The organism is Pseudomonas citronellolis (genome assembly GCF_001586155.1).
Classification (GTDB): Bacteria; Pseudomonadota; Gammaproteobacteria; order Pseudomonadales; family Pseudomonadaceae; genus Pseudomonas; species Pseudomonas citronellolis.
Genome location: NZ_CP014158.1, coordinates 4,818,334 through 4,836,964 on the forward strand (window position 1 = coordinate 4,818,334; position 18,631 = coordinate 4,836,964).

13 protein-coding genes are annotated in these 18,631 nt (G+C 69.9%); 4 read left to right on the forward strand and 9 right to left on the reverse strand.

What is annotated here, in order from left to right:
- Positions 1-26 precede the first annotated feature (26 nt).
- From PcP3B5_RS20915 to PcP3B5_RS20925, 3 genes are all read right to left on the reverse strand, one after another.
- Complete coding sequence (locus PcP3B5_RS20915) at positions 27-2,153, reverse strand: TonB-dependent receptor family protein (protein ID WP_061562303.1); 2,127 nt, start codon at positions 2,151-2,153, stop codon at positions 27-29.
- A gap of 59 nt (positions 2,154-2,212) precedes the next feature.
- The gene (locus tag PcP3B5_RS20920) at positions 2,213-3,547 is read right to left on the reverse strand and encodes a carbohydrate porin (RefSeq protein ID WP_061562304.1); all 1,335 of its coding nucleotides are present in this window, start codon (positions 3,545-3,547) and stop codon (positions 2,213-2,215) included.
- A 471-nt stretch (positions 3,548-4,018) separates the two neighbouring features.
- Positions 4,019-4,864: a CAP domain-containing protein gene (locus PcP3B5_RS20925; RefSeq protein ID WP_061562305.1), complete on the reverse strand. Its 846-nt coding sequence runs from the start codon at positions 4,862-4,864 to the stop codon at positions 4,019-4,021.
- 238 nt (positions 4,865-5,102) lie between these two features.
- Here PcP3B5_RS20925 and mdaB point away from each other — a divergent pair, with 238 nt between their 5' ends.
- Both mdaB and PcP3B5_RS20935 read left to right on the forward strand, forming a co-directional pair.
- Positions 5,103-5,690 carry an NADPH:quinone oxidoreductase MdaB gene (mdaB, locus tag PcP3B5_RS20930; RefSeq protein ID WP_061562306.1) on the forward strand — a complete coding sequence of 196 codons (588 nt, stop codon included), beginning with the start codon at positions 5,103-5,105 and terminating at the stop codon, positions 5,688-5,690.
- A gap of 579 nt (positions 5,691-6,269) precedes the next feature.
- Positions 6,270-6,551, forward strand: coding sequence for a peptidylprolyl isomerase (locus PcP3B5_RS20935; protein ID WP_009621739.1), 282 nt, complete (start codon positions 6,270-6,272; stop codon positions 6,549-6,551).
- 45 nt (positions 6,552-6,596) lie between these two features.
- Here the strand turns inward: PcP3B5_RS20935 and PcP3B5_RS31865 are convergent, their stop codons facing one another.
- The 5 genes from PcP3B5_RS31865 to PcP3B5_RS20960 form a co-directional block, all read right to left on the reverse strand.
- Positions 6,597-7,880, reverse strand: coding sequence for an SLC5/6 family protein (locus PcP3B5_RS31865; RefSeq protein ID WP_043270747.1), 1,284 nt, complete (start codon positions 7,878-7,880; stop codon positions 6,597-6,599).
- Positions 7,877-8,989, reverse strand: coding sequence for a DUF917 domain-containing protein (locus PcP3B5_RS20945; protein WP_043270749.1), 1,113 nt, complete (start codon positions 8,987-8,989; stop codon positions 7,877-7,879). The genes PcP3B5_RS31865 and PcP3B5_RS20945 overlap by 4 nt, the downstream gene beginning before the upstream one ends.
- A gap of 23 nt (positions 8,990-9,012) precedes the next feature.
- Positions 9,013-10,599, reverse strand: a complete 1,587-nt coding sequence (locus PcP3B5_RS20950; protein ID WP_061562307.1) for a hydantoinase/oxoprolinase N-terminal domain-containing protein — start codon at positions 10,597-10,599, stop codon at positions 9,013-9,015.
- A gap of 11 nt (positions 10,600-10,610) precedes the next feature.
- Positions 10,611-11,555 carry a SphA family protein gene (locus tag PcP3B5_RS20955; protein ID WP_043270753.1) on the reverse strand — a complete coding sequence of 315 codons (945 nt, stop codon included), beginning with the start codon at positions 11,553-11,555 and terminating at the stop codon, positions 10,611-10,613.
- A gap of 381 nt (positions 11,556-11,936) precedes the next feature.
- Positions 11,937-14,579, reverse strand: a complete 2,643-nt coding sequence (locus PcP3B5_RS20960; RefSeq protein ID WP_160336940.1) for a winged helix-turn-helix domain-containing protein — start codon at positions 14,577-14,579, stop codon at positions 11,937-11,939.
- Positions 14,580-15,173: 594 nt separating this feature from the next.
- Here PcP3B5_RS20960 and PcP3B5_RS20965 point away from each other — a divergent pair.
- Both PcP3B5_RS20965 and PcP3B5_RS20970 read left to right on the forward strand, forming a co-directional pair.
- Positions 15,174-16,298: a PilT/PilU family type 4a pilus ATPase gene (locus tag PcP3B5_RS20965; protein WP_009621730.1), complete on the forward strand. Its 1,125-nt coding sequence runs from the start codon at positions 15,174-15,176 to the stop codon at positions 16,296-16,298.
- A 915-nt stretch (positions 16,299-17,213) separates the two neighbouring features.
- Positions 17,214-17,708 carry a hypothetical protein gene (locus tag PcP3B5_RS20970; protein WP_009621720.1) on the forward strand — a complete coding sequence of 165 codons (495 nt, stop codon included), beginning with the start codon at positions 17,214-17,216 and terminating at the stop codon, positions 17,706-17,708.
- A gap of 3 nt (positions 17,709-17,711) precedes the next feature.
- Here PcP3B5_RS20970 and PcP3B5_RS20975 read toward each other — a convergent pair whose 3' ends face one another.
- Positions 17,712-18,620 (reverse strand): YihY/virulence factor BrkB family protein, encoded by a 909-nt coding sequence (locus PcP3B5_RS20975; RefSeq protein ID WP_009621718.1) that lies wholly within the window; start codon positions 18,618-18,620, stop codon positions 17,712-17,714.
- Positions 18,621-18,631 lie beyond the last annotated feature (11 nt).

The window sequence follows — 18,631 nt, forward strand, 5'->3', positions numbered from 1 at the left end:
TTTCAGTGAGCGGGTACTGCTTGGGTTCAGAACTGGTATTGGAGACCGGCGCCGGCGTACCAGGAACGCCCCGGGGCGGCCTCGTAGTAGCGGCCGTTGCTGTCGCCGACGATGACCGAGCCGACGTACTGGCGGTCCAGCAGGTTGTCCAGGCGCAGCAACTGGTGGAAGGTCCAGGGGCCGTAGCGCTGTTCGAAGCGCGTGCGCCAGTTGAACACCGCGTAGCTGGGCGCCGGCTTGTCCTCGTTGCTGTCTTCAACATAGACCTTGCTGCGGTACTGCCCTTCGAAGCCCATGCTGATGTCCTGGCGCGGCTTCCACACCAGCTCGCCGTAGAGGCTGCTGCCGGGCACGCCGGGCAGGTGGTTGCCCTTCTCGATGAGGTTGCCGCCCTCGACGAAGTCCTGGTCGTAGGTGGCCTCCAGGCGGGTGTAGGCGAGGGTCGCGTCCCACTGTTCGCTGAGCTGGCTCTGCACACCCAGCTCGAAGCCGCGGCGCAGGGTCTTGCCGGCGTTCTGGTAGCTGGTGCGGCCGCCACTGGAGCTGGCGACGACAATCTCGTCGTCGGTGCGGATCTCGAAGATCGACGCGTTGATCCGCGTGTTGCCGCCGACCTTGGCCTTCAGGCCCAGTTCGTACTGGGTGCTGGTGGCCGGGTCGAGGCCGAAGTTGAAGCTTTCCACCAGGCCCGGGGCGTAGGCCATCTCGGCCTGGGTCGGCGTCTCGAAGCCCTTGCCGGCGCTGACGTAGCCGTGCAGCTCGGGGGTGAAGGCGTACATCACCGACAGCGACGGGGTGTTCTTCTGGTACTTCTTCGAACCGCTGGAGTCGCCGTTGGCCAGGTAGTGGTCGTCCACCTCCATCTTCATGGTGCTGTGGCGCAGGCCGGCGTCGAAGGTCCAGTCGCCCAGTTCCCAGCGCGCCTGCACGTAGGGGTCGAGGCTGGTGGCGATGTCGTCCTCGTCGCGACGCAGCTCGCCCTTCACCCCCAGCAGGTCGCCGCTGTAGTTCTGGTAGCCGTGGCGGTCGTCGCGGCTGCGGTCGTAGTCCACCCCGGTGGTGACGGTCAGCTCGCCGGGCACGCCTTGCACCGGCTGGATCCAGCGCAGGGTGCCGCCGTGGAATTCGCGGTCGAAGTCCACCACGCCGCCGCCGCGCTGGGTGTTGGAGACCACGCCCCTGGGGATCGACAGGTACTGGATGACGCTGCGCTGCCCGGCGTAGAGGTTGAACTGCAGGGTGGCGTCGCCGAAGTAGCGCTCGTAGTTCATGCCCACCTGCTGGTGGTCGATGCTCTTGCGCGTGTCGTAGGTCTCGGCCACCGACGCCACCGAGCGCGGGTCGTGCTGGTAGGCGGCCCAGGTCTGGCCCAGCGGGTCCTGGGTGCCGTTCTGCTCCAGGCTGCTGTAGATCAGCGCCAGGCGGCTGTCGTCGTCGGGGCGGAAGTTGAGCTTGGCGAAGGTCTGGTCGCGGCGCGCGGCGCTGTGGTCGCGGTAGCCGTCGGTGTCCATGCGCGAGGCATCGAGGAGGAAGCCGGCCTTGTCGTTGCCGCCCTCGGCGTAAAGGTGGTTCTTGTTGAAGCCGTCGCTGCCGAAGGTGGTTTCGGCGCCCACCTTCGGCGGGCCGGAGCCGTCGCGGCTGAACATCTGGATGACCCCGCCGGTGTTGCTGCCGTAGATAGTCGAGGCCGGGCCACGCAGCACCTCGATACGGTCGGCCACATCGAGGTTCAGCGTCGCTGCCTGGCCCTGGCCATCCGGCGTGCTGGCCGGGATGCCATCACTGAGCAGCTTCAGCCCGCGGATGCCGAAGGCCGAGCGGGCGCCATAGCCGCGTGAGGAAATCTGCAGGTCCTGGGCGTAGTTCTGGCGGTTCTGCACCACCAGGCCGGGCACCCGCGGCAACACCTCGGAAAGGTTGACGCCGAGCTGGCCGTCGCCGATCTGCGGCTGCTGCACGGTGTCGATGGAGAACGGCAGGTCGAAGCTGGAAACCGGCGCGTAGGTGCCGGTGACGACCATCGGGGCGAACACCTCGTCGGCGGGCACGGCGCTGTCCGCGGCAAGGGCGAAGGTGCCGGTGCTCAGGCCCCAGAGCAGCAGCGGCGGCTGCAGGGTCATGGCGAGGCTGAGCGGGCGAAAACGCAAGGGCATGCTGGGGTTCCTGCTCCCTGCCCCGGCGCTGGCCGGGGCCTTGGTGATGACTGGGCGGCTCAGAAGCTGGACTGGATCTTCAGGCCGGCGACCAGGGCGTTGTCCACCTCGTAGACGCCGCCGGGATGCTTGATGTACTGCAGGTTCGGCCGCACCGTCAGCCAGTTGGTGACGTGCACGCCGTAGTACAGCTCGGCGTCGTATTCACTGTGCTGCACCGGCTGGAACAGCGGGTTGTCGTAGTCGTCGAGGCCGGCGACCTGGTTGATCTGCTTCTGGTGCTTGGTCACGTCATCGTTGATGTGGATGCGCGCCACCGCCAGGCCGATGTCGTCCTTCGGCCGCGTATCGAACAGGCCTTTGTAGACCGCGCCCACCTGCTGGTAGTTGTCGATGCTGTTGGTCGCCTGGTCATGCACGGTGAAGTTGGCGAACAGGCTCAGCCCGCGCGAAGCGTCGCCGTCGTGCGCGGTGACCTGCTGCTGTGCCACCACCCACCAGCCGTGCTTGCTGCCGTGGGACTTGAAGGCGTTGCCGGTCAGCGCCTGGGGCTGGCCGTTGACATCCTCGTAGACGTCGTCGGCCTTGGCGGTGCTGGAGTAGTAGCCCAGGCGGTACTCGCCCGGCAGCCCGCCGACCTTCGGCGACCACACCAGCTCCACCGGCAGGATGGCGCCCTTGGTGCCGCTGCCGCTGAGCTTGAAGCCGTTGCCGGTCTCCAGGTTCGAGGGGTTCTGCTCGTAGGCGCCGACCTGCACGAAGAACTCCGGGCTCAAGTTGTACTTCACCCGCAGCGCCCACTGCGCCACCGGCCAGTTGTACCAGATGCCGCCCACCCAGTTGCCCACCTGCGAGCCGCAGAAGGCCAGGTTCTGGAAGTCGCAGGGGAAGCTGTTGAAGTCCTCGCCCTCGCCGAACTGGCCGACCTTGATGTCCAGGGCGTCGTCGAGGAAGGTCTGCTTGTACCACATCTGCGTCAGCCGCCAGGTCTGGCCGCGGCCCCAGACTTCCTGCACCGAGCTGAGCTGGCCGGCGCGCGGGTCGCTGATGCGGTCGTTGGAGAGGTTGTTGCCGCTGCGCTCGGTCACCGTCAGCTGGAACTCCGCGCCGTGCCAGCCGAGGATCTTCTGCAGGTCCAGGTGGGTGCCCAGCGCCCACTGGTCGGTGTAGCGCGCGGTCTTGTCGTCGTTGTAGCCGCCGTGCAGGTTGCCCGCGGCCTCGCCGACGTAGTCCAGCTTGAAGTCGTAGCCCTTCTCCAGCAGCTCGCTGCGGGTGCCGCCCCAGTCCCCCAGGCCCCACTTCGAATCGGCGGAAAAAGCCTCGTCGCCATGGGCGCCGCCGGCCAGCAGGGCGAGCAGCCCCAGCCCCGGGGCGAGATTGCGGGCGGTGATCATGGGGGCTATTCCTCCTGGCAGCCTGAAGCGAAAAGCGCCACCCGGCCCGCTCCCCAACGGGGCGCGAGCCGCATGGCCAAACGAAAACTGTAGAACAGGGGCCGACGCAGCGCTCTGGCGCGGCCATTCCCCCTGCCCCGGAAAACCTGCGCAGCCTTGAGACAGCGCTATCTTTTGCAGGTAAAAAAACGCCCGGTCAAAGGCGACGCGCACGTTACTGCCCGCGCGGGCTAATGGCCAGACGCAGGGCTGGCAATATTATTTTTCATATCCCGTAATAATCCAGCCGCTTGACGAAATTTTCTTGCGCATTCCCACAGAAAAAGTCAGGGATGATGGGTTTCGCTTCGCTCAACGCCATCCTACGCATTCGCCGGATGCCACGTCGGGGGCGGGGATGCAAAGGTCTGGAGCGCCGGAAAGCACTATGGACAGCGCTGTCCAGGCACTTCGGTCTCGCCTGAGGCGCGCTCAGGGCGCGCCGAACATCGCCGTCCAGTAGATGCCGGCGTCGCTCTTCGGGTCCACCGCGTAGGCCGCGCCCAGCTCGCGGTACTGCGGGCTCATCAGGTTGGCGCAGTGCCCGGGGCTGGCCAGCCAGGCCTGCACCACGGCGTTCGCGGTGCCCTGCCCGGCGGCGATGTTCTCGCCCACGGCGCCGGCGCTGTAGCCGCCCAGCTCGGCGCGGTCGCCGGGGGTGCGGCCGTCGCGGTCCAGGTGGGAGAAGTAGTTGCCGTTGGCCATGGAGCGGCTGTGCTCCTCGGCCACGCTGCCCAGCACCGCGTTCCAGCCCAGCGGCGCGGCCTTGGCGAAGGATTGCCCGCCGCACTGGCGCGCCTGCCCGCGCGCGGCATTGACCGCCTGCAGCAGCTTCTGTCCCTCGGCCTGCCAGTCGCCCAGCTTGCCCTGCAGCAGCGGCCGCGCCAGCACCACGCGCCAGTTGTTGCCCTGGCGGCTGACGCCGACCTCGATGAACTGCGGGTCGAGCAGCACCTGGCAGAAACTCTCCTGCAACGCCGCCATGGCCGCCTGCTCGTCCTTCGGCCCGCTGAGGCTGAGCATGCGCGCGCTGCTCATGGGGTAGCCGGTGGCCTTGAGCGCCGACTGCCAGTCGGAAACGCCCGGCGCCAGCACCAGGCGCGCATCCTGCCCCAGCGGCGGCAGCGCCTCGCTGGCCCGGCCGGCGCAGGCCTGCGGCTGGCTGCGATAGAGGTTGATGGCTTCGAGCAGCGGCTCGGCCGCCACGGCATGGCCGGCGCCGGCCAGCAGCGCCAGGGACGGCAGGAGGCATCGCAGAACGGACGGCAAGACGCGCATGAAAGGCTCCCTTGGTGGACTGCCGGACATGATGCGCGATCCGGCGGGATTTCGCTGCCCCCTGGCGCGGGGTCGAAGTCGACAGTGCGCGCCGGGTTATCTGCCGATTGCATAACCTGGAGCAACTCCCGGCGCCGATTCGTGAGCTAGAAACACAAATCAATTGCCGCGGGGCCGGTTTTTCCGCTTCCGCAGCCTGGCTATCCTGCCGGCCACTCACAGCTTTCGGAGCCTTTCCATGCAAAACATCCTCCTGCTCAACGGCGGCAAGCAGTTCGCCCATTCCAACGGCCAGTACAACGCCACCCTGCACGAAGCGGCGCTGGCCCACCTCGACCACGCCGGCTTCGACGTGAAGCAAACCTTCATCGACGGCGGCTACGACATCGACGAAGAGGTGCGGAAATTCCTCTGGGCCGACGTGGTGATCTACCAGATGCCCGGCTGGTGGATGGGCGCGCCCTGGACCGTGAAGAAGTACGTCGACGAGGTGTTCACCGCCGGCCATGGCAGCCTCTACGCCAACGACGGCCGCACCCGCTCCGACGCCTCGCAGAAGTACGGCAGCGGCGGCCTGATCCACGGCAAGCGCTACATGCTCTCGCTGACCTGGAACGCCCCGCAGCAGGCCTTCGACGACCCCAGCGACTTCTTCGAGGGCAAGGGCGTGGATGCGGTCTACTTCCCCTTCCACAAGGCCAACCAGTTCCTCGGCATGCAGGCGCTGCCGACCTTCCTCTGCGTGGACGTGATGAAGCGGCCGAACATCGAGGCGGATGTGGAGCGTTATCGCAAGCATCTGGACGAGGTGTTCGGCAGGCAGTGAGGTTCGGCGTCGCCCCGTAGGAGCGGACTCCGTCCGCGATAGCCGGAACCACCGGCGCGATTCGCGGATGATCTCCTACGCTGCCCCACCCACGCCATTCCCCCTGTAGGAGCGCGCCCTGCGCGCGAATCGCGGGCAGGGCCCGCTCCTACAGTTCCGGGGAAGCACGGGCGTAGCGGACCTTGTCCGCGATGGCGGGATGAGCGCCGGCACTGCCAGCGGAATCGCGGATAAATCCGCTACGCCACCGGCACCAAGGCCCCGTAGGATGGTGTTGAGCGAAGCGATACCCATCGCCAGGGTCCGATGGGTATCGCAGGCTCAACCCATCCTACGAAAAGCGCCCCGGTGCGCTGGGCAAGACAGTTGCTCCTACAGCTCCAGGGAAGCACGGGCGTAGGCGGACTTTGTCCGCGATTGGATTCACCGGCCACGCCGGACGCCCCGGGGGGCACGGACAGCCCCCTCTCCCTCAGGGAGAGGGTTGGGGTGAGGGCGCCCCGACGGAAACCCTCCGCACCGTACCGGCAAATGCGCTAGTCTCTGCCTCCCTCCCCTCTGCCTTTCAGGAGCATCACCATGGCCCGCGCTTCCGCCCGTCACATCCTGGTTTCCAGCGAAGCCAAGTGCAATGAACTCAAGGCCGCCATCGAAGGTGGCGCCGACTTCGCCGCCCTGGCCCGCGAGCATTCCACCTGCCCGTCCGGCCGCAGCGGCGGCGACCTGGGTTCCTTCCGCCCGGGCCAGATGGTCCGCGAGTTCGACCAGGTGGTGTTCAGCGCGCCGCTGAACCAGGTCCAGGGCCCGGTGAAGACCCAGTTCGGCTACCACCTGGTGGAAGTCACCAGCCGCGAAGACTGATCCCTCCACGCCGGGCGCGCCTCAAGGCAACAGCGCCCGGCTGCCTTACCGGGCCACGCCCGGCTTCCGCACTCCGCGGCGCGTGGCGATGGCGCGCAGCAGCAGATAGCAGCCAGCCGCCAGCAGCAGCGAATCCAGCGCCGGCACCCAGGTCAGGGTGAACGGCCAGAGCACCTGCAATGCCGCCGCCCCTACCCCGCAGGCCCAGGCTCCGAAGGCTTCCGGCCGCCAGCGGCGAGGGCTGCGCACGGCGCCCCGCAGATTCAGGTAGTAGTTGCACAGGTAGACCCCGCCCACCGGCGGCAGAGCCACGGCCAGCAGCGCCAGGTAATGCTGCAGGGCGTCGCCCAGGCCGGCCAGCCCCAATGTCGCGCCGACCAGCCCGGTGAACAGCGCCAGGCGCCGGCGCTGCACCTGCGGCGCCACGCTGGCGCACACCAGGGTCGCCGCGTAGAGGTTGTAGGCGTTGGTCGACCAGGCCGAGAGCAGGATGATCAGCATCGCCGGCAGGCCCAGGCCGAGGGCGAGCATAATCGCCACCAGTTGCCGCTCCCCGGTGGCCAGGCTGGGCAGCCCGGCCAGCGCCAGCACCAGCGGGAAGCCCAGGCCGAAGGCACAGAACACCGCCGCCAGCGCGCGGCCGGGCGACAGGGCGTGGCGGCAGATGTCCGGCAGCAGGATGCAGCCGATGACCACCCCGCCCACCACCAGCGACATGCCCTGCAGCACCGAGTAATCCCCGGCGCCACCGCCCGCGGGCGGCATGCCGTGGCCTTTCAGCGCCACCCAGCAGGCCCACAGCACCAGGCCCAGCTTCAGCGGCGTGGCCAGTTGCGACAGCCGGTCCAGGGCGCGGAAGCCGACCAGGTTGGTGAGCAGCATCAACAGACAGCCGACCAGGCTCCAGCCCTGCGCCGGCACCCCCGCCAGGAAGGCCGGCGCGGCCGCCGCCATGGCCTGGCCGAACAGGCCGGCGACCACGCCGAACCAGCCCAGCAGCGCCAGCGACAGCACCAGGTTGACGCAGCGCCCGCCCACGGCGCCGAAGGCGTCGAGGATCAGCATGTAGGTGCTCAGCCGCGAGCGCGCCCCGGCGTAGGCGGCGGGCAGCGCCAGCAGCAGGAGCACCGCGCCGCCGCCCAGGCAGGCCAGCAGCGCCTGCTGCCGGCCCAGGGCGTGGGCCAGTTCGGCGCCGGTGACGAAGCACGGCAGGGCGATCAGCGCGCCCATCAGGATCAGGCCGAGGCGCCAGGCGCCCAGGCCTTCGCCGTGTGGCAGGGCGCAGGTGGCAGGGTCGCCGTCGGGCTGCGCGCCAGGTAGGTCGTTCATGCCGGCGCCCTCCCCTGGTCATCGGCCAGGAAGGAGCGCCACGGCGAGTCCAGGCCGAAGCGCGCCGGGCCCACCACCGCCAGCGCCGCCTCGCTGAGCAGGCACGGCGGCGCGGCGTAGGCCAGCAGGCGCACGCGCATGCCGTAGCGCAGGTTCTCGGCGGTCAGCGGTTCGGCGCTCTCGCTGTCCAGCAGGCACAGCAGGTCGGGCACCACCGCCAGCACGCGCTCGCCCTGGCGGGCGCGGAGGAACTCGTTCTGGATGTCGATGACCACCGCTTCGCCGCTGCCACTGGCCGGCTCCAGCAACACCTGGCCCCAGTGGAAGCCGTCGCGGGTCTCGTGGCGCACGTCGGCGACCTTGCCGTCGAACAGCTCGCAGGCGCGGCGCCCCGGCTCCAGGCCGTCGAGGAAGCGCACCAGCCCGGCCACCGGGTCGGCGCTGCCGGCGCGCGCCTCGCGGATGTGGCGGCCGATGCGCAGGGCCTGGGTGATGCTGCCCGCTACCGCGAAGCGCTTCGCCTGGGCCCCGCTCAGCGGATAGAGCACGCCGTACAGGCTGCCGCCCAGGCTCGCGGCCAGGGCCCGGACCATGTGTTCCAGGCTCGGGTTGTCGACCGCGCTCAGGCGCGCCAGGTTGCCCAGGTCGTCGCTGAACAGAGCCGGCGAAGCGTTGCAGCCGTGGATGCCGAAGGTGGTCATGTCGATGTGCGGGAAGGCCCGGCCGATGCCGTCGGCATCCACCAGCGGCAAGCCGCTCAGGGCCGCGGCGGCCAGCGGCAGCATGGCATTGGCGCCGCCGACCTCGGCGCAGATCAGCGCGTCTATCGGCCGCGCGTAGAACGCCTCGGCCTGCTGCAGCAGGTGCTGCAGGGCGGCCTCGCTGAGCAGGTGTTCGACCAGCACGGTGGGCGCGCCTATCCCGGCGACGCTGACCACGAAGGCCTCGTCGGCGAGCTCGGCCAGCGGCAGCAGGCGCGGCTGCAGGCCACGCTGCAGTTGGCGACGCAGGAACAGCTCGCCGACATGGGGGTCGCCCCCGCCGCCGGTGCCCAGCAGCACGGCGCCGCGCGCCAGGTCCTGGCTGGAAATGGTATCGAAGCAAGGCATGCTCGGGTCCTCTTCGGGAGGGGTCAATGGGTGGCGGCCAGGGCCAGGTCGCCGACGGCGCGGACCTGCACGCGGGTGGCGCCGGCGCGCAGGTGCGTCATGGGCAGTTCGTTCAGTTCCACGACGCCGACGCTGGCGGGCTCGGCGCCAGCCTCCACGGCGGCGTCGATGGCCTCCTGGCGGGCCTGGCGCAGCATGCTTTCGCGGTTGCCCGGGTGCATCTGGAACAAGCGGTCGACACGCCCGCTGACCTGGGCGATGGCCGCGCCGATGGCGTTGGCCACCTCCGCGCGGGCCGGGCGCAGCACCTGCGCGGCGCCCTGCAGGTGCATGGGCAGGAGGATGCTGCCGCCACCCACCAGCACCACCGGCAAGGGCGCGCTGCTGGTGCGCATGCGTTCCAGGGCGTGCTCCAGTGTCCCGCGGATGGCGGCCATGGCCTGCTCCACCTGGGCCGGTTCGAGATCGGCGAGGCGCCGCGGGTCGCCGATGCCCTGCAGGCCGTGGGCGGCCACGGCGATGTCGGTCGCGCACAGCGCGTCGCCGCCGAACACCCTGGCCCGCTGGCGCAAGCGCAGGCCCAGGGACTCGGGGCCGAGCACCGGCCGGCCACCTTCCAGGCGCACCAGGGTGCCGCCGCCGAGGGCGACGGACAGGGTGTCGGGCATGCGCAGGTTGCAACGCACCCCGCCCAGTTCCAGGGGGCCGGCGGTCTGCCGTGGGAAGCCCTGGACCAGGGCGCCGATGTCGCTGGTGGTGCCGCCGATGTCCAGCACCAGGGCGTCCTCCACACCGGTGAGGAAGGCCGCGCCGCGCAGGCTGTTGGTCGGCCCCGCGGCGCAGGTGAGGATCGGGAAGCGCGTGGCCATCGACGGGGTGATCAGGGTGCCGTCGTTCTGGCTGATGAACAGCGGCGCGTTCAGTTGCAGGCGGCGGAAGGCCCGCATCAGGTCGCCGACCACCCGCTGCGCCAGCGGCTGCAGGCTGGCGTTGACGATGGCCGCGTTCTCCCGCTCCAGCAGGCCGATGCCGCCGACATCCGAGGACAGCGTCAGATGCACCGCGTCACCCAGGACCTTCCGCAGCACCGCCGCCGCTTCCTGCTCGATGTCCGGGCGCAGCGGAGCGAAGGTGGTGGACAGCACCAGCGCCTCGGCACCCCGCTGGCGGATCGATGCGCCGATCCGTTCGAGCTGGCGCACATCCAGCGCGCTGTAGGTGCGGCCGTTGAACAGCGCGCCGCCGTCGGCCAGGAAGACCTGCCCATCGATCGCCTCGCACAGCTCCGCCGGCCAACCCAGCAGCGGCGGCACGCCGTCGCCGCGCGGCAGGGCCAGGCGCACCACCGCGACCCGCGCCAGGTGCCGGCGTTCGAGGAAGGCGTTGAGCAGCTGGGTGGTGCCCAGCATCACCGCGGCCACCGCCGCCGGTTCCACCGCCGCCTCGCGCAGCAGTTCGTCGACCGCCGCCGCCACGCCGTCGCCGACCGCCGCGGTGGTGGGGCGCTTCAGGGCGCAGAGCACTTCGCGGCCGCGCATCAGCACGGCGTCGGTATTGGTGCCGCCGACATCGATGCCGATGCGCAGCGCAGGGGTGTCCTTGAGGACCATGGGCTCTCTCCTCAAAGCGAACGTGACCAGACGACGTAGGCGGTATTGGCAGCCAGCGAATTGCGCGTGCTCAGCGGCGCCAGCGCCTTGAACTTCAGCGAGCCGGCGGCGCGCGGCAGGTCGTAGGCCAGCACCGGCCCCAGCGCGGTGGCGCGGTAGCGCCGGCCGTCCGGCTCGACGCGCGCGCCGTGCTGGCGGTCATCGTCGAGCTGGCGCGCGTGGTAGCCGGCCAGGCCCAGCTGCCAGCGGCCGATGCGCTGGCCGACGGCGAAGTTGAGGTTGGCCACGGTGCCGCTTTCGTAGTCGGTGGCGCGGTTCCGGGAGGCGACGTTGACGAAGGCGTGCAGGCTCAGCTCCAGGCCCTCGCCCAGGGCGTTCGGCCCGCCGAGGTAGGTGAGCGCGGCGTTGGGCACGAAGAAGTAGACGTTGCGCCCGGAGGTGTAGAGGTCCGAGGTGTTGTAGCGGCCGCTGGGGAACACCATCGAGTACGCCAGCTTGAGCGTCGCCCCGGTGGGCCGCTGGCCGGGGGCGGCGTCGCCCAGGTAGCGGCTCCACATCAGCAGGTCCGCGTAGAGGTCGCCGAAGCCCTGGTAGTGCTGGGCCTCGCCGTTCAGCTCCATGCGCCCGCCGTTGACGCTGCCCTGCAGGCTGGAGGCCAGGGTGCCGCCGAAGACCTGCCCGGGGTAGACGTAGAGCAGGCCCAGGGCGGCCACCTGGGACGCCATGCGGCCTTCCAGCGCCGGGTCGCGCCCGCCGTCGTTGCCATGGAAGCGGTCGCCGCTGGCGTAGCCGAGCACCAGCCCGCCGTACAGACCGGAGGTGGCCGGCAGCAGCGCCGCTCCCAGGTCGGTGCCGCCCACCGGCCCGCCGTAGCTGGCCCCCTCGGCGGCGAATGCGCAGGCCAGGGGCAGCGCCGCCTGGCCGAGGAGTACCGCGGTCGTTCTTCGAAGATTCATTGCACGCCTCCTGCGCCCTGCCGGCTGAGCCGTCGCGGCTCACGGCCTGGCGAAGCCTGCGGCCTCGTGGGCCGCGGATTGTTGTTGTCATGGGCTGGCCGCGCGGCGCAGTGCCGCCGCTGCCTGCCGGGCGCAGTATGCGAAGACTCGGACGGCGCGAGCCGTCCCGGGATGAGGGAAGGTGGCGGGTAAATCGGGGGAGCGCTGCCCCCCGTCGCTACGGCGCTGGCGGGAGTGGCCTGGATGGCGTCCTGGCGTTCGGCCGCGCGGGATATGCGGACGCAGCCCACGGAAAAACCTGGGGGAAGCAGCCGATCCCCCGGCGAAGAATCGAGGCCGCGCCCCGGTTTCCGTTCCGGCAGGCCGGAACGGCGCCCTGGCTCAGGGCAGGATGGCCCGGCGCCGCGCCATGGCCAGCGCCTCCCGGCGCCGGTGCACGCCCAGCTTGGCGTAGACCGATTTCAGGTGCTGCTTGACCGTCTCCGGGGAAATCCCCAGTTCGCGGGCGATGACCTTGGTGGTGCGGCCGCCGGCCAGGCCCATCAGCGCATCCAGTTCGCGCCGGGTGAACAGGGCCTGGGCATCCAGGCGCGCGCGGAAGTGCCTTTCCCAGAGTTCGATGCAGCGCGCGATCAACTGCGCCTGGGCGTGGCCCTGGCGCCGCGACATCTCGCGCAGGTGGGTGATCACCTCGGCGCCCGCTTCGATGAAGCTCTGCACCGCGCCGCCCTGGCCGAGCAATTCCAGCGCCTCGTCGAGCACCGCCGTGGGCTGGCCGGGCAGCTCGCCGGCCAGCAGCGCGTGGGCCTTGAGCGCCAGGGCGCGGCCGACGCAGGAGCGGTTGCGCCTATCGCGGGCCAGGCGCTCGAAGGCCTCCGCCGTCAGCAGCGCCGCCGCCATCTGCCCCTGGGCGGCCTGCAGCCAGTAGTGGGCCTGGGCGATGGCGACCAGCTCGGCCCAGAACAGCGGGCGCCCGTCCAGGATCTCCTGCCAGAGCTTCGCCAGGTTGATCTCCAGCGCCAGTTCCAGGCCTGCCTCCACCTCGCCCTGGCGCAGGCGCAGCTCCACCAGGGTCGCGGCCACCGCGCGGCGCAGCGGGTACTCCAGGGCCCGCCCGGCCCAGGCCGCCTCCAGGCTGGCCATGGCCTGGGCGCTGTCGCCGAGGAAGTAGGCCGCCCGCGCCGCGCCGATCAGGCCGCGCTCCCAGGCCTCGGCCATGGCGTTGCCCAAGCGCGAGGCGCAGTGCGCGAACGCCTGCCGCGCCTGCTCCAGCTCGCCACGCACGTAGTGGACATGGCCGAGCAGCGCATGCACCAGGTGGAAGAGCACCCGCGCCTGTGGCGAGGCCAGCGGCCCGTCCTTGGCCAGCAGGAAGGTCACCGTCTGCAGCACCTCGTCGAAGCGCGCCTGGGCGCTGTCGCTCAGGGCCCGGTAGACCAGCGACCAGGGCTGGTTCTCGCGGAAGCCCTCGCTGCGGTTGACCTCGATGAACTCCTCCAGGCGCAGGCGCGCCTCGTCGATGTTGCCGTAGCGCAGCAGCAGCATGATTTCGCTCGGCAGCACCAGGCACAGGTAGCGCGGGTCCTCGAAGAAGCGCGCGCGGGCATCGGCCACGGCCCGCACCACCACCTCGCGGGAGGCGCCGTCGCCGGCCCGCTGCACGCAGCCGATGAGCATCATCGCGCGCACGTAGAGCAGGTCGGTGCGCGTCTCCGCGTCTTCCGCCGATGAGGTCACGCCGCCGTAGGCGGCCTCCAGCCGCGACAGGTCGAGGCTGTCCTGCAGCGTCTCGCCGCTGAGCATGTGCAGGCAGATGAGCATCAGGCGCAGACGCGGCTCGCGGCGCACCAGGGTCAGCGGCAACAGTTCGAGCAGCGCCCGCGTGCGCGCCGCCCCCTCGCTGACCAGCAGGCGCACCGCGCCGGCTTCCAGGATGATCGACACGGCCTGGTAGTAGAGCCCCCCTTGCGAGGCGTGCTCGACGGCGCGGAACACCTGCTGGCGCTGGGCGTGGAAGTCGGCCGCGCGCCCCTGCAGCAGGGCGAAGCGGTCCGGCTCGCGGCTTTCCAGGCGGCCGAGGAGGAATTCGCGCAGCAGCGGATGCAGGCGCACCCGCAGCGGTTGCTCGGGCACCACGATGGGCGCCAGGCGCGCGGCCTCGCGCAGCCAGCGCTCGGCGTCGTCGCGCCCGCGCAGGGCATTGGCGCTGGGCACGTCCACGCTGTCCAGGATGCTGCAGTCGAGCAGGAACCCGCTCAGCTCCACAGGCAGGCTGGCGAACACCTCCTCGGCGAGGTAATCGAAGATGCCGCCCAGCGAGGCGTACGGGTCGGTCTCCGGCGGTGCCTGGCCGTCGAGGTTGCCGTTGCAGCGCAGGCGCAGCAGTTGCAGGGCGAAGGGCCAGCCCTCGGTATAGTTCGCCCAGTAGCGGGCGCGCGTCTCGCCCAGCTGCGCGCCGAGCAGTTGCTGCGTCTCCTCCTCGGTGAACCGCAGGTTGTCGGCCTCGACGACGCGCAGCAGCCCGGCCAGTTGCAGTTGCGTGAGCGGCAGCGCCGGTTGCCGCCGGCTGCCCAGCAGCAGGCGGCACCCCGAAGGCAGGCGCCGGGCCAGGTCCTCCAGCAGCCGCTCGACTTCGAGGTCCAGGGCCAGGTCCAACTGGTCGACGAACAGGTTGCAATTGCGCGGGCAGGCTTCGAGCAGGCCGAGCAGCGCGCCGAGGCCGGCATCCGGCGCCGGGCCCAGCCCACCCTGGTGCAGGCACTGCAGCAGGCTTTCGAGGAACAGTTCCGGCCGGCAGTCGCTCTCGCCGCAGTTCACCCAGAAGGTGTACTCGCCCCGCTCGGCCAGCAGCCGCTCGACCTGCGCCAGCAGGGTCGTCTTGCCGAAGCCCGCCGGGGCGCAGACCAGCACCAGGCGGGCGTCCCTCGGGGCGGCGCCGAGCAGCGCGTCGAACAGGCGCTGGCGGAGGAGTGAATCACTGATGTCGACGATCGGGGCGAAACGGCCATCGGCCAACGTACTCATGCTTGCAGTTCCCATACGTTCTCCAGGTGGCGCCGGCGCCCCGGGCATGGCGCGGATCGCCGGCGGTGGTGCGGGCGGCCGGAAAAGGGTTGTCTCCGTTGGTCGAGTGGGTATTGCGTATCTTTCGCATCCAGGCCCGGACCAGGATGCGCTACGCACAGATGGACCCGGCCGGCCGCCGGGGGATCGAGCCCTGTCGCGTGTCTGCACGAACCTGGCGGCCTTCCTGCCGCCTTCCGGCACGGCAGTATGGGAAGCTGCCGGCTACGGACAGCGGTAAAAACGGGGGAGTGCCTAACCGCAAATGGGGGATGGCGACGGTCATTGGCAGCACCAAGACGAAGCATTGAGAAATGCCCGCGCAAGTCAGCCATCCACGTCCGCAAGCAACGAAGGATTTGGCTTTGTATTGCGTAGGAAATCGGCCAATCTGGCGCAGCCCCATCGACATCGCCGGGACGACCCAGGTCAAGAAATCGGCGCCGCCGGCACGCTAGGCTGCGCGCCACCCAACAGGCCACCGTCCACCAGGCCGGCTAGGCTGAGAACATGCGCCCGTCCCACCCCAGGCGCCCGCCCTTGCGAGGATTCCCCATGAGCGATGCCAGCGACAGCGCCCTGCCCGACGTCTTCAGCCTGCTGCACCAGTTGGCGCAGCACGCCGGTTCCGACATGTTCTTCAGCGTCGGCGCGGCGCCGCACATCAAGGTCGAGGGCGTCAGCCGCCCGGCCGGCGAGCGCCGCCTGCGCAGCGGCGAGGTCAAGCAGCTGGCCTACCAGTTGATGTCGCAGCAGCAGATCGCCGACTTCGAGCGCGACCTGGAGATGAACCTGGCGGTGGCGGTGCCCGGCAGCGGGCGCTTCCGCGTCAACGTCTACCTGCAGCGCGGCGAGGTGGCCATGGTGGTGCGGCTGATCAGGCAGGTCATCCCCGACGCCGCCAGCCTCGGCCTGCCGTCGATCCTGGAGAAGCTGGCGGTGCAGGACCGCGGCCTGATCCTGGTGGTGGGCGCGGCCGGCGCCGGCAAGTCCACCACCCTGGCGGCGATGCTCGACTTCCGCAACCGCCACCGCTCGGGGCACATCGTCTGCATCGAGGACCCCATCGAGTTCCTCCACAGCCACCAGCGCTCGATCATCGACCAGCGCGAAGTCGGCCTGGACACCCACAGCTTCGAGGACGCCCTGCGCAACGTGCTGCGCGAGGCGCCGGACGTGATCATGCTCGGCGAAATCCGCGACGCCGCGACCATGCAGCACGCCCTGCACTACGCCGAGACCGGCCACCTGTGCATGGCCACCCTGCACGGCACCAGCGCCCGCCACGCCATCGAGCGCATCGCCCGCTTCTTCCCCGACGAGGCCCGCCCGCAGGTGCTGGCCGACCTGTCGCAGAACCTCCTGGCGCTGGTCGGCCAGCGCCTGGTGCCGGGCACCACCCAGCGCCGCGTGGCGGCGGTGGAACTGGTGCTGGGCACGCCGCACATCCGCGGGCTGATCCAGCGCGACGAACTGCCGGAACTGCGCGGCGCCATCGAACGCGCCCTGGAGCAGGGCATGCAGAGCTTCGACCAGAGCCTGTACCAGCTGCTGGAAGCCGGCCGCATCAGCGTCGCCGACGCCCTGAAGTTCGCCGACTCGCGCACCGACCTGAGCCTGAAGATCAAGCTGGAACGCGGCTTCGATGGCGACGACGGCGGGAGTGCCTTCGGTATCTGAGCCCTGCCCCGCTGCATGCGCAATCGCGGATGAGATCCGCCCTACGCCAAGCCCGCCATGGGCGTAGGGCGAATAACCGTTCGCGGTTATCCGCCGCCTCACCTTTCTTGCCGGCAACTCCGTGGTTGAACCTGGCGCGGCTTTGACGGCGGCTCCGGGCTCGGCAGCGAGCGGGGGCATGGCCCAGGTCAAACGGCGGATAACGCCGGAGGCGTTATGCGCCCTACGCCAAGCCCACCATGGACGTAGGGCGTATAACCGTTCGCGGTTATCCGCCGCTTCACCTTTCTTGCCGGCAACTCTGTGGTTGAACCTGGCGCGGCTTCGAGGGCGGCTCCGTGCTTGGCAGCGAGCGGGGGCATGGCCCAGGTCAAACGGCGGATAACGCCGGAGGCGTTATGCGCCCTACGCCAAGCCCACCATGGACGTAGGGCGAATAACCGTTCGCGGTTATCCGCCGCTTCACCTTTCTTGCCGGCAACTCCGTGGTTGAACCTGGCGCCGCTTCGACAGCGGCTCCGTGCTCGTCACCGAGCGGGAGCATGGCCCAGGTCAAACGGCGGATAACGCCGGAGGCGTTATCCGCCCTACGCCAAGCCCACCATGAACGTAGGGCGAATAACCGTTCGCGGTTATCCGCCGCTACACCTTTCTTGCCGGCCACTGCATGGCTGAACCTGGCGCGGCTTTGACGGCGGCTCCCTGTCCAGCAGCGAGTCACGTAGGATGGGTTGAGCTTGCGATACCCATCACCATGGCCCGATGGGTATCGCTTCGCTCAACCCATCCTACGAAGGGCACCTCGGCACGAGAGCGCGCGCCCGGTTCCTGAACGGCACGCCGGCCGTCTATGCTTGCCCACGCGGAGACGGCAAAATCGTCGGCTCCGCGCCCGTTCGCCATCGAGGGACCTTCATGGGCATGCGCCACCCGTTCTCCCGCCTCGCCGTCATCGGTCTGCCGCTGTGCCTGGCCGGCTGCGCCAGCCACGACGCCGAGCAGCAGCACCTGCTGTACCGCAACGACATGCTCGAGGCGAAGCTGCTGATCGCCTCCGCCGACCCGGGCAACTACGCCCGCGCCAACGACCTGCTCGAACGCGCCCGCGAGGCCGACCAGCGCGGCGAGGTGGCCTTCTACGAGGCGCTGCTGAAGATTCGCCAGCAGGCCCCGGCGGACCAGGCCCTGCCCCTGCTGGAGCGCGCCGCCAAGGCCGGCCAGCCCTACGCCATCGCCCTGCTCTACCGCGTCTACAACCAGCCCATGCTCGGCCAGGAGGCCGACGCGCTGAAGGCCGAGGAATACCGCAAGGCCTATGCCGAGCTGGACGTGGCCAAGAGCGGCTACCCGAACTTCGAGCGCGCCGGGCAGATCGTCGACCAGCTGCTCAGCCAGCAGCCGGCGCAGTGAGCCTCAGCCCTCCTCGGGGCTGCGCGTCTCGGCCTGTTCGAAGGTGCGCTCGCCGGGGTTCTTGCCGTGGGGCAGGTGGTGTTCGATCACCGCGTTGAGCTCGGCGCCCAGCAGCAGCACCGCGGCGGAGATGTAGAAGTACAGCAGCAGCACGATGATGGCGCCGACGCTGCCGTACATGGCGTTGTAGTCGGCGAAGTTCTTCACGTAGAAGCCGAAGGCCAGGGACGCCGCCACCCAGGCCACCACCGCCAGCACCGAGCCGGGGGTGATGAAGCGGAACTTCTGCTTGACGTTGGGGGTGGCGTAGTAGATCACCGCCACCGCCATCATCATCAGCAGGACCATCACCGGCCAGCGCAGCAGCGACCAGAGCACCACCACGTAATCCTGCAGGCCGATGCGCTCGGCGATCCAGCCCATCACCTGCGGCCCGAGGATCATCAGCGCGGTCACCAGCATCAGCATCACCGCCAGGCCCAGGGTGTAGAGCAGCGACAGCGGCACGCGCTTCCACACCGGGCGCGCCTCGCGCACGTCGTAGGCGGCGTTGAGCGCGTTCATCAGCGAGCGCACCGCCGCCGAGGACGACCAGAGCGCGACCACGATCCCCACCGAGAGCAGCCCGCCCTGGCGCTGCTGCAGCTGGTCGATGATCGGGTTGACCTGCTCCAGGGCCTGGCCCGGCAGCACGTAGGCGGCCTGCTCGCGCAGCCAGTCGAAGAATTCCGGCAGGTGCAGGAAGCCCAGCAAGGCGATGAGGAACAGCAGGAACGGGAACAGCGAGAACAACCCCTGGTAGGCCAGCGCCGCCGCGTAGGTGGGCATCTCGTCGTCGAGGAATTCCTTGACGGTCAGTTTCAGCAGTTGCCAGGGGCCCAGGCGCAGGCCCCGAAAATCCATGAATCGCATGCCTGGTTTCC

What these genes read in the sequence shown, in the direction of transcription:
- PcP3B5_RS20970 (WP_009621720.1), top strand. Translation starts at nt 17,214, where the DNA reads ATGGGCATGCGCCACCCGTTCTCCCGCCTCGCCGTCATCGGTCTGCCG.
- PcP3B5_RS20945 (WP_043270749.1), bottom strand. Translation starts at nt 8,989, where the DNA reads ATGCCTTGCTTCGATACCATTTCCAGCCAGGACCTGGCGCGCGGCGCC.
- PcP3B5_RS20915 (WP_061562303.1), bottom strand. Translation starts at nt 2,153, where the DNA reads ATGCCCTTGCGTTTTCGCCCGCTCAGCCTCGCCATGACCCTGCAGCCG.
- PcP3B5_RS20975 (WP_009621718.1), bottom strand. Translation starts at nt 18,620, where the DNA reads ATGCGATTCATGGATTTTCGGGGCCTGCGCCTGGGCCCCTGGCAACTG.
- PcP3B5_RS20955 (WP_043270753.1), bottom strand. Translation starts at nt 11,555, where the DNA reads ATGAATCTTCGAAGAACGACCGCGGTACTCCTCGGCCAGGCGGCGCTG.
- PcP3B5_RS20920 (WP_061562304.1), bottom strand. Translation starts at nt 3,547, where the DNA reads ATGATCACCGCCCGCAATCTCGCCCCGGGGCTGGGGCTGCTCGCCCTG.
- PcP3B5_RS20965 (WP_009621730.1), top strand. Translation starts at nt 15,174, where the DNA reads ATGAGCGATGCCAGCGACAGCGCCCTGCCCGACGTCTTCAGCCTGCTG.
- PcP3B5_RS20925 (WP_061562305.1), bottom strand. Translation starts at nt 4,864, where the DNA reads ATGCGCGTCTTGCCGTCCGTTCTGCGATGCCTCCTGCCGTCCCTGGCG.
- PcP3B5_RS20960 (WP_160336940.1), bottom strand. Translation starts at nt 14,579, where the DNA reads ATGAGTACGTTGGCCGATGGCCGTTTCGCCCCGATCGTCGACATCAGT.
- PcP3B5_RS20950 (WP_061562307.1), bottom strand. Translation starts at nt 10,599, where the DNA reads ATGGTCCTCAAGGACACCCCTGCGCTGCGCATCGGCATCGATGTCGGC.
- PcP3B5_RS31865 (WP_043270747.1), bottom strand. Translation starts at nt 7,880, where the DNA reads ATGAACGACCTACCTGGCGCGCAGCCCGACGGCGACCCTGCCACCTGC.
- PcP3B5_RS20935 (WP_009621739.1), top strand. Translation starts at nt 6,270, where the DNA reads ATGGCCCGCGCTTCCGCCCGTCACATCCTGGTTTCCAGCGAAGCCAAG.
- mdaB (WP_061562306.1), top strand. Translation starts at nt 5,103, where the DNA reads ATGCAAAACATCCTCCTGCTCAACGGCGGCAAGCAGTTCGCCCATTCC.